Source organism: Schleiferilactobacillus shenzhenensis LY-73 (assembly GCF_000469325.1).
Classification (GTDB): domain Bacteria; phylum Bacillota; class Bacilli; order Lactobacillales; family Lactobacillaceae; genus Schleiferilactobacillus; species Schleiferilactobacillus shenzhenensis.
Genome location: NZ_KI271594.1, coordinates 1 through 13,394 on the forward strand (window position 1 = coordinate 1; position 13,394 = coordinate 13,394).

Annotated in this window: 11 protein-coding genes; 9 read left to right on the forward strand and 2 right to left on the reverse strand. The window is 56.0% G+C overall.

Annotation, left to right across the window (positions count from 1 at the left end; genetic code table 11):
- Positions 1-457: 457 nt before the first annotated feature.
- Positions 458-631 (reverse strand): hypothetical protein, encoded by a 174-nt coding sequence (locus L248_RS16095; RefSeq protein WP_022530018.1) that lies wholly within the window; start codon positions 629-631, stop codon positions 458-460.
- A 401-nt stretch (positions 632-1,032) separates the two neighbouring features.
- On the opposite strand from L248_RS16095, the gene L248_RS09640 reads away from it, so the two are divergent.
- Entirely contained in the window at positions 1,033-1,536 is a 504-nt protein-coding gene (locus tag L248_RS09640) for a hypothetical protein (RefSeq protein ID WP_040536073.1), read from the forward strand.
- A gap of 73 nt (positions 1,537-1,609) precedes the next feature.
- Here the strand turns inward: L248_RS09640 and add are convergent, their stop codons facing one another.
- The gene (gene add, locus L248_RS09645; RefSeq protein ID WP_022530021.1) at positions 1,610-2,653 is read right to left on the reverse strand and encodes an adenosine deaminase; all 1,044 of its coding nucleotides are present in this window, start codon (positions 2,651-2,653) and stop codon (positions 1,610-1,612) included.
- Positions 2,654-2,776: 123 nt separating this feature from the next.
- On the opposite strand from add, the gene L248_RS09650 reads away from it, so the two are divergent.
- The 8 genes from L248_RS09650 to L248_RS09685 all read left to right on the forward strand — a co-directional run bounded on the left by L248_RS09650 (position 2,777) and on the right by L248_RS09685 (position 12,999).
- Positions 2,777-4,075: a pyrimidine-nucleoside phosphorylase gene (locus L248_RS09650; RefSeq protein ID WP_040536075.1), complete on the forward strand. Its 1,299-nt coding sequence runs from the start codon at positions 2,777-2,779 to the stop codon at positions 4,073-4,075.
- A gap of 122 nt (positions 4,076-4,197) precedes the next feature.
- Positions 4,198-5,346: a baeRF6 domain-containing protein gene (locus L248_RS09655; RefSeq protein WP_040536076.1), complete on the forward strand. Its 1,149-nt coding sequence runs from the start codon at positions 4,198-4,200 to the stop codon at positions 5,344-5,346.
- A gap of 180 nt (positions 5,347-5,526) precedes the next feature.
- A complete protein-coding gene (locus L248_RS09660; protein WP_040536077.1) occupies positions 5,527-6,138 on the forward strand; it encodes a nucleotidyltransferase family protein in 612 nt (203 codons plus the stop codon).
- On the forward strand, positions 6,138-6,857 hold the full coding sequence (locus tag L248_RS09665; RefSeq protein ID WP_040536078.1) for a Panacea domain-containing protein: 720 nt from the start codon (positions 6,138-6,140) through the stop codon (positions 6,855-6,857). Before L248_RS09660 ends, L248_RS09665 begins: the two co-directional genes overlap by 1 nt.
- Before the next feature lie 70 nt (positions 6,858-6,927).
- Positions 6,928-8,094 (forward strand): metallophosphoesterase family protein, encoded by a 1,167-nt coding sequence (locus L248_RS09670; protein ID WP_051999977.1) that lies wholly within the window; start codon positions 6,928-6,930, stop codon positions 8,092-8,094.
- Positions 8,095-8,206: 112 nt separating this feature from the next.
- Positions 8,207-10,132: an asparagine synthase (glutamine-hydrolyzing) gene (asnB, locus tag L248_RS09675; protein ID WP_022530027.1), complete on the forward strand. Its 1,926-nt coding sequence runs from the start codon at positions 8,207-8,209 to the stop codon at positions 10,130-10,132.
- Positions 10,133-10,436: 304 nt separating this feature from the next.
- Positions 10,437-11,411 carry a hypothetical protein gene (locus L248_RS09680; RefSeq protein WP_040536079.1) on the forward strand — a complete coding sequence of 325 codons (975 nt, stop codon included), beginning with the start codon at positions 10,437-10,439 and terminating at the stop codon, positions 11,409-11,411.
- A 19-nt stretch (positions 11,412-11,430) separates the two neighbouring features.
- Positions 11,431-12,999 carry an O-antigen ligase family protein gene (locus L248_RS09685; RefSeq protein ID WP_022530029.1) on the forward strand — a complete coding sequence of 523 codons (1,569 nt, stop codon included), beginning with the start codon at positions 11,431-11,433 and terminating at the stop codon, positions 12,997-12,999.
- Positions 13,000-13,394 lie beyond the last annotated feature (395 nt).

A 13,394-nucleotide genomic window follows, 5' to 3' on the forward strand; every position in this document is an offset into this window, starting at 1 on the left:
ATTAACAACAACTTCGCTACTGAGCCCCGCCAGCCTCCGGGCCCAAATCGCCTACATTCTACCCAATCGTAGGATTCTTCGTGCCAGGACATATGCGCCGGAGGTGCCGCTCGCACTTGTAGTCGCAGAGGATTGTCGTGATATTCGGGGGAAGCTGCCAGGATTTCGTGACACGCGGGACATTTCCTGTCTTCGAGAATGTAGGGTGACGAAGGGCGGAGCAGATTTGGGCTCAGCCATGAAATTGTTGTTAGCGGGCGTTCTTTGCCCGCTTACAACAAGGCCGATCTTTGAGACAAGCGCTCTTTGCTTGGCTCAAAGTCGTGCCCATGGCGTTCCAGCCCAAATCTGCGGAGCCCGTAGTCACCCGGGCCCACGCCAGACACTAACCTGCCTCCCTAATCTGAATCAAAAAAAAGACCGTCCCCAACGAAAGTCAGGAACGGTCCGGTAAGATTCAGTTCGCAGCCCCCGGGAGCAGGTTGGGCACCCGCTCGACGCGCTGGTCGGCGGTGAGGGCGACGATATAGCCGTTTTTCAAATGCATCGTGTACGTGACATGCGGCTTCAACGTGAGGGGACGGCCGCGATAATCCACGATAGGCAGCAACTTATTTTTGACAGTTGGCATAGCAGACCGCTTCCTTTCTCAACAACGACCGCGACATTTCTCATTACTCCTATATCATATAAGGTACGGGTGATGAAAGCAAGGCGAAAGCTTGTTGAATATAAGACCGGAACGTGACCCTTGTATGCCCAGCCAGTACCCGCGGTAAAGGCAAGCGGACGGCTAAATAAAATAATGTAACAAAAATGTAACGGCTGCTTACCGAACGTTCGGTCTATACCATCTGAAAGCCATTGGGCTGTTCGGTGCCGGTGGCGGCTGGCGCAGTGGTCAGCCATTCCAGCGAACGCGGCCGCCCACCCCCGCCTTGAGGGCAGACTGCTCGTTCCGCCGAGCGGTCCGGCACGGGGCAGACGGTTGCGGTATAATGTTGGGAGAATGACGAACGAGGAGTGGATAAGATGGAATCAACTGCAATCAGTGAGACCGCTGACTGGCTCGAGGCCCATGTGGACGACATCGTGGGCAAGAACGTGGCCCTGGATACGGGGGCAATCAATGCCTTGCTGGACGCGCTGAATGTGCTGCCCCGGCCCGTAGCGACTTACTTAGACATGGCCCAAGAGAAGTATTACGAGGACGGCTCCAGCCATGACTTGGACCTGGACGGCGGTAAAGCACCCGTCAGCGAGGTCCATGACCGGCTGATGGTCAACCACGTGGACGGTGTCCTGCCGGAGAACGAGATCCACTTCACTTATAATCACGAAGATGTGTATCAGGACGGGTATGCGCCGCGGCGCGACTGCCAGATCATGATGTATGCCCTGGAAGTGCTCGGTGCGCTGGCCGGTGTCCACGGGTACGGCCTCTTTGCCGACCACCTTAAGAGCGATGCGGTCGTTTCCATTGCCCTGTCCGCGAAGACTTTGGCGGATTGGCAGCAGCAAGAAGCCGCCGTCTAATTTTTGGCAGTAAGAAAGCCGCCTCGACCGTTGGCAACAACGGTGGGGCGGCTTTTCTGTCACTTACCTGTCATCAGACCAATGTGGCCGCTAAGGCGGCGTAATCGGTCCGCAGCTGAGTGGTCAGGCGGTCGATGGTTGCTTGGTCAGCAAACGCGTGGGCCATGGATGCCAGGTTCGTCTGCTGGAAGTCCGGCGCTTCCAGGCCGAATTCTTCGTGAAACAGCATATATTCCCGGGTCAGGGTGGTGTGGGAAACGGTGCGGTTATCCGTACTAATATTGAAAGGCACGTGGGCGGCCGCCAGGTCCTTGTAATGGAAATGGTCGATATCGGTGGCGGCCTTAGTCTGCAGGTTCGACGTTAAGCAGATCTCGAATAAGGTGTCTTGGTCGTGGGCCAAAGTCAGTGCCTCAGGCTGGCCATGAATGGCTGTGCCGTGGCCGATGCGCTTAGCGCCCAGTTTGATGGCTTCCACGACGTTCTCCACACAGCCGCATTCGCCAGCGTGCAGCGTCAGCGGCAGGTGGTGGGCCGCGGCGTAATCGATGGCCGGCTGCAACGTATGGGGCGGATAATTGGCCTCGTCACCAGCAAAGTCCACCCCGGCGACGCCGCGGTCCCGCAGGCCGTTGGCAGCCGTGAAGGCGGCGACAGAACGTTCAATCGGCTGCTGGCGCATACCGCAGATCAGGATCCGGGTGGTGATGCCCAGTTCCTGCTGCGCCCGGTCTAAGCCTTTGGCCACGGCGATGATTGTGTCGCTTTCAGTCATGCCCTGATCCGTGGACAGGGTCGGGGCGAAGCGCACCTCCAGGTAGCGGACGTTTTCTCGGGCCGCTTGGGCGGCGACATCAAAGGCGGCCAGCGTCAGGCTTTCTGGCGTCTGCAGCAGCGGGGCAATGAAGTCGAAGCGTTCCAAATACTCCGTTAAGGACTGAACGTCGGGCGGGGCGATCACTTTCTGCGCCAAGTCTTCGTCGCTGGCCGGCACGGGAATGTGGGCCATCCCGGCAAGTTTCCGGATCATCGGCACCGAGATCGATCCGTCCAAATGACAATGCAGTTCCACCTTGGGCAATGCCCGGGCAATTTCTTCGTTAAATTCAGCCACCATCAGGACCCCTTTGTATGTTTGAGCACAATAATACCACGCCCTGGGCAGAAACTGAAATGCGCCAGTTGGCCTGGCCAGGTATACTGAAGGCAGCAAGTATTTGGATAACGGAGGAAGAAAATCATGCGAATGGTAGATATTATCCAGGCCAAACGGGACGGCCGGGAATTGACCAAAGAACAAATTCAATTTGTGATCAGCGGCTATACCGCCGGCACGATCCCTGATTATCAAATGAGTGCGCTGCTGATGGCTATCTATTTTGAGGATATGACGCCGCTGGAGATTGGTGCGCTGACGGATGCCATGCTGCACTCCGGGGATGTGCTCGATCTCAGCGCCATTCCCGGCATCAAGGTGGACAAGCACTCCACCGGCGGCGTGGGGGACAAGATATCGATCCCCCTGGCGCCGCTGGTCGCGGCGGCCGGGGCGAAGAATCCCATGATTTCTGGCCGCGGTCTGGGCCACACCGGTGGGACGCTGGATAAGCTGGAGGCCATCCCAGGCTTCAATGTGGACCTGACCGAGCAGCAATTTATCGACCAGGTGACCACCGTGGGCACGGCCATCACCAGTGCCACGGGCAATCTCGCCCCGGCGGACAAGAAGATCTACGCCTTGCGCGACGTCACCGGGACCGTCGAGGCCATTCCCCTCATCAGCAGTTCAATCATGAGTAAGAAATTGGCTTCGGGGACGGACGGCTTGGTCTTGGACGTGAAGACGGGCAACGGCGCCTTCATGAAGACGGAGGAGCGGGCGGCCGCCTTGGCCCGGGCGCTGGTGCGTATCGGCCACTTGGCCGGCATCAAAATCATTGCCCTGCTGACGGACATGGACCAGCCCTTGGGCTTCACCATCGGCAACGCCCTGGAGATTCAAGAGTCCATCGCCATTTTGCAGAACCAAGGCCCCGCCGATGTCCGCGACTTGACCTTGACCCTGGGCAGCCACATGCTGCTGCAAGCCAATCTGGCCGACGATTTGACCGGCGCTCGGCATATTCTGGAAAAGCACCTGGCTGACGGCAGTGCCCTGGCAAAGTTCAAAGAAATGATCACCGCCCAGGGCGGCGACGCCGGTGTGGTGGATGATCCCACGAAGCTGCCCCAAGCGAAGCACACGATTCCCGTGCTCAGCACCGAGGCCGGTATGGTCACCGGCATGGCCACCGACCAGTTGGGCGTCGCCAGCATGATCCTGGGCGGCGGCCGCCAGAAGAAAGGGGATGCCATCGATCCCGCCGTGGGCATCATGCTTCACAAGAAAATCGGCGACCGGGTGGCCAATGGCGAGCTGCTGGCCACCATTTACGCGGAGGAAGCGCAGCGCCCGGATGTCCAGGCGATGGTCAGCGAAGCGATCCACCTGGGTCCCACTGCCACGGTGCCGCCGCTGGTCCACCAAGTGATTGAATAGCACTGAAAAGCGGCAGACATTTTCCAGCAAAACGTTCGCCACGGGGCGCTAAACCTGTTATGCTGGTAATGGAAGCAGTACCAAATTGCTCCCCAAAATACGTTATAGATAGGGGCGGTTTTATGAGTTTACGTGATGATCTCCAAGCACTTGTGCAAGATGTGGGCGTCCACGGCCCGTTTGTTTCATTGTTTATGCCGGTGCACCGCGAAGATGTCACCATGGAGAAGGACCGGGCCCAGTTCAAGAGCCTGGTCTCCCAAGCCCAAGCCGAGTTCGGCGAACGCTTCCCAGATGCTGACTGGCGGCCATACGGTGAAAAATTTGGCTTGATCCTGGCAGAACGCCAGCTGATCAGCGGCACCAACACCAGTATGGCCATCATTGCCGGACCGGATCGCGTGTACCAGTACTTCATGCGCCTGCCGTTGGATCCGGAAGTGAAGATCACTGAGAACCTTTATGTTCTACCGATCATTGAGAATGACCAATACAATATCAACTATGACCTCTTGGCACTGGAGAAAGAAAGTTTCCGGCTCTTCTCCGTTCACGATCACGATGTGAAAGAAGTCGACCTGCCCGAGAGTGCACCGACCAGCCGGCCGGCGGCTATTGGCACGGAATTGAAGAACGGCGGCGACGCCCAGCGCTCTGCCGGACCGAAGGGTAAGTCCGTCTTCCACGGCAGTGATCCCAAGGAAGCGGCCGACCGGGCCGATACGGAACGCTACTTCAAGATGGTCGATGACTGGGTCCGGGCCAACATTTCTGTGCCCACCCATACGCGGGTCATCCTAATGGCCGTTGACGAGGTCCAGGGTGAATACCGCAAGATCTCCAAGAGCGGCGTCCTGATGGATCAGCCGCGGGTCGCCAAGATGCCGCCGCAGCTGGACAAGAATACGCTGCACGACATTGCCGTTGAACTGAAGGCAGAGCTGCGCACGATGGCGAAGAACCAAGTGAAGAAAGCCACCGATGATGCCCGTTCCGGCAACCGTTACAGCGCGGCCGTGCCGGATATTGCCCGCGCTGCCGTCGAAGGCCGCATCGATACCTTGATCCTTAAGCGCGGTGCGTCCGCGCCTGGGGCCATCGACTTCAATCACGTCGTCGACCGCGAGAGCGAAGAAGCCCGCGCCAACAACATCCTTAACGACATCGCCGTAGTCGTACTGAGTTATGGCGGCCACGTCTACGTCCAAGGCGAGGATGGGTTCCAGGAGAAGGAAGTCGCTCATGCCTTGCTGCGGGGCCGGATTGGCTAATTTTTGCAGTGCGTAATGTTGTTTTGACCACCCGTGCCTGGCGCGGGTGGTTTTTTTTGAGAAAAGGTAAAGTTTTAAAAGTGGGAACATTTGTGTGCTTCTCTATGGTATGATGTCTGTATCGACGTTGGTTAGTGTCTGCGTCTGTAATTCGCCAAAATGCCAAACAGGAGTAAGTGTATGAGGACCCTTCAACAAACCATTGACTTGATCAACGAGCCACTTGGCTGCATGGAAAAAGTCTATCTCGATTTTACAACACAGTTTTCTTCAAGAATGGATATTAATCCGTTTAATCAGCGTAAGACGACGATTCGTCAGTTGGTCGACAATCCAGAGTACCAAAAAGTGATGACAGAGTACTGGAGAGCACTGACGAACTTTCAGGAGATCGATACCATACTTGGGCCGCTTCAAGACGACCATCGTTTTGAATTTGAGTATCGGAGCAAATTGGAGGATTCCCTTTACTTGAAAATTGCCTGGTACTTACGCAAACAACACGACTTGTATGTCGGCAAATCGATTAACGACTTGTTTGGTGGGCGAATCATTCTCGCGGACTTTCGTCCTTATGAAAAGCAAATTCTCGCATACCTGCTTGATAAGCATGATACAATGGTTTCGCGTCCATATATCCGCGACGACGACACATACCATGCACTTCATTTGTACATTCGCAAGGATAATTTTTCCTTCCCCTGGGAGTTACAGATTTGGGACACGGCGGATGTCCAAACAAATTTTCAAGCCCACGCAGCTCACGAAGAAAGAAAGGAGCGTCGGCAATAATGCGATACATTCATTTTGTGGCTCTTAACCGTACGGATGACCGAGGAATTGGTTATCATTTTTCGGCAGCTAATTCACAAGATATTCTTCCAGTTAAGCAGACCATCATTGATATGATTGACGCAAGAGGAATCAAAGACTCCGTAAGCTATCAAATGGTGCCAACAGAGGGTGCATTGCTGGCCGATTTGCAGCGATACAACCCATACTTTCGCCAATTCACATATTCTGATACCGTTGCTGATTTTGTCGACACTCTGACCATTCTTCAATCTCTTGATGCGGTTGATGTTGCGGCTTACTTACACCGCACCATCAAGCCACGGCTTACCAGTTTCACCTTGCAGAAGGTACTGTACTTTGTGTATGCCGAGTATTTAACCAAGTTTGGGGTGCCTCCTTTCCGGGCAAACTTTGTTGCTTTTGACAATGGTCCAGTGGAGAAGGATGTTTATCGTTTGCGCAAATGGCAAGAGCATTCCTTGGATGATAATTACCACTTTGAGGAAAAAGTAATTGGGTCACCACATGAGGACTTGATTCCGTTCATCACTGATGTTTACGCTGAGTACGGAGAGCACTTTCGTGACATGAACGATGAAGCTCAAAATTTGACCCACAGACCCGGCACACCATGGTCAGAGGCTCGGCAGCATGGGCAAAATACACCAATAACAGAGACCGCCATCATTGAGCGGCACCGGTTTGAACAAATTTAGCTGTGTTTTGGACTGACCGCTATTGCTGGTGAGTCCTTTTCTTTCTGTCAGGATGAATGGAGGGTACGGCATGGTATTTAGAAAAGGGAATAGTCGAACCACCGACACGGATGATCTCGGCACGGCCCCGCGCCCTTGGGTTGCCAGTGCGCTCGCCCCATTCCAGGAGCAGCTGGCCGCACTGGCTCGGCCCGGTGAAACCGCCAGCTTGGCGGTGATCACCGATACCCATTACAAGAGCGGCTTCGATGCGACATATTACGGCATCAACGGCCTACAGCACGTCACTGAGTTCATGGCCAACGTGGCCAATCAGCCCGGAATTGATGCGTATGCTCACTTGGGGGACCTCATTGACGGCAGCGAGTCTGGGCCGGCGGATCAGCAGCACCTGCGCGAGATGGTGGCGGCGCTGAGTCAGCCGGTGGGCAAGCCGTTCTACATCGCCAAGGGCAACCACGACGACAACGACAAGTTCGATGAGCACCAGGTGGCGCGGCGGGCTAGTTTTCAGGCAAATACCTTCGCCGACATCGTGTTCCAGGCCGACTACCGCCAACCCCAGCTCCAGCGCTTCAGCCAGCGTTATGGGGTGGCCTGGCTGGACGTGGGCCCAGTCCGCTTTCTCTTCATCAATACCAGCGACGTGCCGTACCGCTTGAACCGCTTCGGCATTAAAAAATACGACGTCAAGCTCAACCTGGCGGTCCGCCAGGGCCAGATGGCCGAGATCATCCAGATCTTGCAGATGTCCGGGGACAAGGCCATTATCGTGTGCGGCCACGGCAATCTGCTCAAAGCCAACCACAAGGACGGCCTGCATCACAACGGCCGGACACTGCACGAATTGTTCCGCGCATTCAATCTCCAGGCCCGGGGGACTGTGGCCACCCATGGCCGCAACGCGGACTTCCAGATCAATCTGCCCTTCGACTTCACCCGGGTGCGCAACGCGCGCATCACGGCGTACGTCTGCGGGCACCGGCATACCGAGCAGACCTTCGTCGACCACGACATCCGCTACCTGCTGCTGAATTGTTCGGCCTTGATGGGCCGCAACCACCAGCTGACTACGAAGTACAATGCCCGCTGGGACCGGCGCTACGGCGAGACCAATGAGTACGCGGGGTACGCCTTGGTCGCCGACCCCGCCGCTCGGCAATTGTCAGTTCTAGGGTACGGGGCGGCCACGCCGTTACGCCAGTTTGCGATGTGGTTCCCCGAGCCTCGCAATTGACAGCGGCCGCCACACCTTTATAATTCTAAAGTAAGCTGCAAAATCGGCGGGCCGAGTGAGTCGTCGATCTGGTATCCATGTCACGTCATGATTAAAAAAGGAGTTTTGCTAAATGTGCGGAATCGTCGGCTTTGTCGATAAAACCGTTCTCGATAAGAAACCGGTCATCGAGAATATGATGGAAATGATCAAGCACCGCGGCCCCAACTCATCCGGGGAATACATCAACGACCAGATGGCCTTAGGGTTCCGCCGCTTGAGTATCATTGACCTGAAGGGCGGCACCCAGCCCATTTATAACGAGGACCGCAGCCGCGTGATTATTTTCAACGGCGAGATCTACAACTATGCCAGCATCCGCAAGGACCTGATTGCCGCAGGCCACATCTTCACCACCCATTCGGATACAGAAGTCCTTCTCCACGGCTACGAAGAATATGGGATCGAAGGGCTCTTGAAGAAAATTCGGGGGATGTTTGCCTTTCTCATCTGGGACGATAACAACAAGACCCTGTACGGCGCCCGGGATTTCTTCGGCATCAAGCCGATGTACTACTACAAAGACGGCGACACCTTCATGGTCGGCAGCGAGATCAAGGCGTTCCTGAAGCACCCCAACTTCAAGAAGGAATTGAACAAGAAGGCGCTCAAGCCTTACTTGACCTTCCAATACTCCGGTCTGGACGAGACCTTCTTCAAGAACGTCTACCGCATCCCCGAGGGCCATTACTTTACGTACCACGACGGCGACCTGAACATTAAGAAATATTGGGACATGGAGTTCAAGGCCAACAGTCTCAGTTTGAACGAGACCATCGACGCCATCGACAAGTCCATCCAGGAGTCTGTCGAAGCCCACCGGATCTCCGATGTGCCCGTCGGCTCGCTGCTCTCCAGCGGCGTCGATTCCAGCTACATCACCAGCTTGCTGCGGCCGGAACACACATATTCCATTGGCTTTGACGATAAGAAATACCACGAAGGCACGGCCGCCAAGGAATTGGCCGACAAGCTGGGCCTGGACAACACCTCCGACGTGGTCACGGCCCAGGAAGCCTTCGATAACTTTCCGCTGATCCAATACCATCTGGATGAGCCGGACGGCAACCCGTCCTGCGTCCCCCTGTATTTTCTCACCAAGCTGGCGTCTAAGGATGTCACGGTGATCTTGTCCGGGGAGGGTGCCGACGAGTTGTTCGCCGGGTATGCCGATTACGGCTTCCACTCTAAATCCCACGTCATCCGGGCCTTCTCCGACGGCTTGCGTCACCTGCCCAAGGGCGTCAAGACCAAGCTCGCCCACGGCTTGAAGAAAATGCCCAACTTCCACGGCCGCCTGCAGCTGTACACCGCCACCGCCCCAGCAGAGGAATTCTTCATCGGTCAGGCCAAGATCTTCGCTGAGAGTGAGTCCGACAAACTTCTGCAGCCCGCGTACCAGAACAGCGAACCCGTTCACGACGTGGTTATGGACAAGTACAAGCGCGTCCGTTCCTACAAGGACGACGTGAAGAAAATGCAGTACCTGGACCTGCACCAATTCATGGCCGGCGACATTCTGCTCAAGGCCGACAAGCTGAGCATGGCCAATTCCATGGAGCTGCGGGTGCCGTTCCTGGACAAGGAAGTGGCCAAAGTGGCTGCCGGGATTCCCACCAAGTACCTGCTCAACAGCAAGGATTCCAAGTACGCCATGCGGGAAGCCGCCAACCGCCACCTGCCCAACGAATGGGCCAGCCGGCCCAAGCTCGGCTTCCCCGTGCCGGTGGCGGCCTGGCTGCGCACCGAGAAGTTCTACAAGGAAGTGCGCAATCTCTTTGCCCAGGACTGGGCCAAGGAATTCTTCGACCAAGACGCCATCTTGAAGCTGATTGACGACAACTACGCCGGCAAGATCGACGGCCGCCGTAAGGTCTGGGTCATCTATACCTTCCTGGTATGGTACAAGGTCTTCTTCATCGACGATACCATTCCCCAGTTCATCCCCGATCCCGCTAAGAATACCCAGCCGGTCGTCGCAACGGTCGCCGCAGATTAATACAATATTTAGAAAATGGCCCCGAACCCCGTCGTTTGGGGCTTTTTTCCGCGGCCGGTCAGCCCCCTGGATGGTGTTCAGCAACAACGTCCGGGGGGCCCCGGACAGCAGCCCAGGGTTGCCAGTCGAAGACGATATACACGGTGCACAGACTGCATTAAGTTCATGACGCTGTCGTTGGCGACAGACTCCCCCAAATAAGGCGGTCGGGCGAAGCCCAACGCCGATGCTCACTTGCTAGGCGGCGTGGGCATTGCTAAAATTAGACCGTTACTGACCACGATAATAGTCGAGGAGAATTGCATTGAAATCATTCATGAAGCGGCTCGGCCTGGCGGTGGCAGCGATGGCTGTCCTAGGCGGCGCCTTTCTCATCATGCTGAAAGCCGGCCGGCTGGTGGCGACTCACAATGCCAACAGCGCCCGCAATCACATCTATACGACCTTGAAAAAGAAGAACGCCTATCGCTTCCCCACGGGGAACTTGACGGTCCTGACAACGGACGGCAACGCCTTGCTGAAGCCGGACTTGAGCTTCAAGAAGGTCAAGGATAAGAAGCATCCGGCGGTGGCGTACCGGATCTTTCCAGCGGTGACCAATCCCATCATGTATACTGGCACGACCAAAATTCCTGACAATCTGCGCAGCGGTGATCTGCTGAGGATCAAGCTGCCGTTCCCCGCGCGGATGCTCGGCGGCTCGACGCATATTGACGTCCAGACGAAGCAGGGGATCGTGCGCTACACCGGAGCCAATATGGGCATCGTCGGCGATAGCCGGTCCTCCAAGGAAATTGCCTTGATGGTGGACTACGCCTATAAACAGAATAAGAAAAAAACCAAGCTGCATGATTTTGCCATGCTTCAACCTCAAGCTGGCGAAACTGTGCCAGTGTCGATCACCACAGAACGTGCTCAGCCGACCCCGGGGGTGAGTACCCAAACGCTGCGCGATGAAGCAGCCGGGTCGCTGCACTGGGAAAGCCCCAGTTATCGTGCGGGCGAACGCATCTACCAGTTCAAGCTCTATGCCTACCAGTCCGCGCCAGTCTTGGCGGATTTCAAGCTGACGCAGGCCGGCCAGGACATTACCAGCAAGGTCCGCTACAGTTTAGCGCCAGAAACGACAAATTTGACGGGGATGCAGCACTATACAGTGACATTGACGGCAGTCGCCCCGATCACGGGGGCACCGGTCGTCGGCCAATTTCAGCTGCACGGTCGCTTAGCCCTCAGTCGTTACTGGCCGGGCGACAGTTTCTCCCAGTATGGTTATTAGAAAGGCGGTTGCGTGAACTATGAACGTTCGAAAAATCCTTCATTGGGCGCTGATCGCCTATATCCTCATTCAGCCTTTCATGGAAATCATTTACTTCTACCAAGGCCGGTTGGCGAATATTGCCCCGGTAACGATCCCCACGCTGGTCCGGGTGGTCTGGACGTTGGCCATGGTGGGATTATTCCTGTGGCAGGAGCGCAAAGACAAGTTTGGCTGGGGGCTCTTTGGCTACGGCGTGCTGGTTGTCGCCTACCTCGGCTTGCACCTCTTCTTGACGCGGCATGCCTTAGCGGGGGTCACCGATGGCTTTCATTACAGCATGAGTACAGAAATCGGCTACGTCATCCGGGTCGTTTTTCCCATCATCATCCTGATGATCAGCTATCGTGTCCCGGTGTATGAGAAGACCATGGAGTGGGTCACCTGGCTCGTCGGTTTTCTGTTCAGCGGCACCATCTTCTTCAGCAATCTTTTCGAGATTGCCGTCGCCTCATACAACAAGGCTGAATCGATCCAGGGCAATATCTTTGACTGGTTCAACGCCGTGAACCCACTGGGCTACACCCGGTTAGCATCAGACGGCTTCTTCCTCTTTGCCAATACGACTTCAGCAATTCTGGCGCTCTTTTCTGCCTTAATGCTGTATTACCTGATCAATCAGCCGAGCTGGTGGAAGTACACATTAGTGACGATTCAGCTGCTGGCCTCGCTGATGGTTGGGACGCGCACGGCCATTATTGGCTTCCTGGCGTCACTGATCCTAGTAACGGGCGCCGCCATCTTCTTTGGCCGGATTCGCTGGCAAAAATCCAGCACAGGCATCATTGCTTTCGTCTCTGTGGGTGTCTTGGCGTTTGGCTTCCTCTACCCGTATTCTCCCGCTGTTGCCCGGGGCGGGGCCAACGACGCCGCCGAGACCCGCACAACGACCCACCGCAAATCGCAGGATCCAGTGATGAAACAAATTAAGTCAGCGGTGGCTAGTGACCCGAAGGACGCCCAGCGTCTGCAGCACAACTTCGTCACGACCCAGTTGAACATTGTGACCACGTACGGCAACGTCGTTTCAGCCACCAACCCGTGGGAACATTACCCGGCGGATTGGTTCCAGCTGATGAACTGGCCCGGTGCCCAGCAGATCAACTACCGGCAAGTGGAGAAATTCAACATCGGGATTATTACCCGGGAAATATCCACGCCGATTCGATTGCTCTTCGGTGTTTCTTACACCCGCATGACCTACTTCATCTTCAACTACGAACGGGACTTCTTGAACCAGTTCTACACGCTAGGATTGCTGGGTCTGATCATTTTCCAACTGCCCTTCATTCTGGCGTTCCTCTGGCTCGCTTGGCGTTTCGTGCGCACGCCGGGGCAGTTCAACTTCATCAACTTCAGCTACCTCCTGGGACTGGCCCTCTTCTTCGCCAGCGCCTTCATGACCGGCAATGTCATCGACTCCCTCACCGCCGCCAGCCTCGCCGCCTTCTTCCTAGGGCAGCGGCTGCGGGCCGTGACGTGGGCAGAAAAGATACCAGCCAGCACACCCGCCGGCGATTCTTCCGACGTCATTGGCCGGGGGGCTTAACTGAACATTCATTACCAGCGAGAGGCTGGGGCAGAAATCACGACCAAGAAATATTCGGTCAGCGGCTTTTGTCCCAGCCTTTTGTGTGGGTTGGGTAAATTGTCGCGGGGCCCGGCGATTTGGGCCCTCCGGCTGGCTGGGCGTGGAACGCCGTGGGCACAGCTGACGCCCGCCAGCCTCCGGACCCAAATCGCCTACATCCTACCCAATCGTAGGACTTTACGTGCCAGGACATAGTTGACGCAGGTGCCGCCCGCACTTTGTATCTGCAGAGGATTGCCGTGATATTCGCGGGGGTTACCAGTGCTTCATGTCGAGCGGGATATTTCCCGTTTCCGAGAATGTAGGGTGACGGAGGGCGGAGCAGATGGGGGCTCAGCTGTGAAATTGTTCTT

Coding starts and splice junctions, on each gene's coding strand:
- L248_RS16095 (WP_022530018.1), bottom strand. CDS start 631: ATGCCAACTGTCAAAAATAAGTTGCTGCCTATCGTGGATTATCGCGGC.
- L248_RS09640 (WP_040536073.1), top strand. CDS start 1,033: ATGGAATCAACTGCAATCAGTGAGACCGCTGACTGGCTCGAGGCCCAT.
- add (WP_022530021.1), bottom strand. CDS start 2,653: ATGGTGGCTGAATTTAACGAAGAAATTGCCCGGGCATTGCCCAAGGTG.
- L248_RS09650 (WP_040536075.1), top strand. CDS start 2,777: ATGCGAATGGTAGATATTATCCAGGCCAAACGGGACGGCCGGGAATTG.
- L248_RS09655 (WP_040536076.1), top strand. CDS start 4,198: ATGAGTTTACGTGATGATCTCCAAGCACTTGTGCAAGATGTGGGCGTC.
- L248_RS09660 (WP_040536077.1), top strand. CDS start 5,527: ATGAGGACCCTTCAACAAACCATTGACTTGATCAACGAGCCACTTGGC.
- L248_RS09665 (WP_040536078.1), top strand. CDS start 6,138: ATGCGATACATTCATTTTGTGGCTCTTAACCGTACGGATGACCGAGGA.
- L248_RS09670 (WP_051999977.1), top strand. CDS start 6,928: ATGGTATTTAGAAAAGGGAATAGTCGAACCACCGACACGGATGATCTC.
- asnB (WP_022530027.1), top strand. CDS start 8,207: ATGTGCGGAATCGTCGGCTTTGTCGATAAAACCGTTCTCGATAAGAAA.
- L248_RS09685 (WP_022530029.1), top strand. CDS start 11,431: ATGAACGTTCGAAAAATCCTTCATTGGGCGCTGATCGCCTATATCCTC.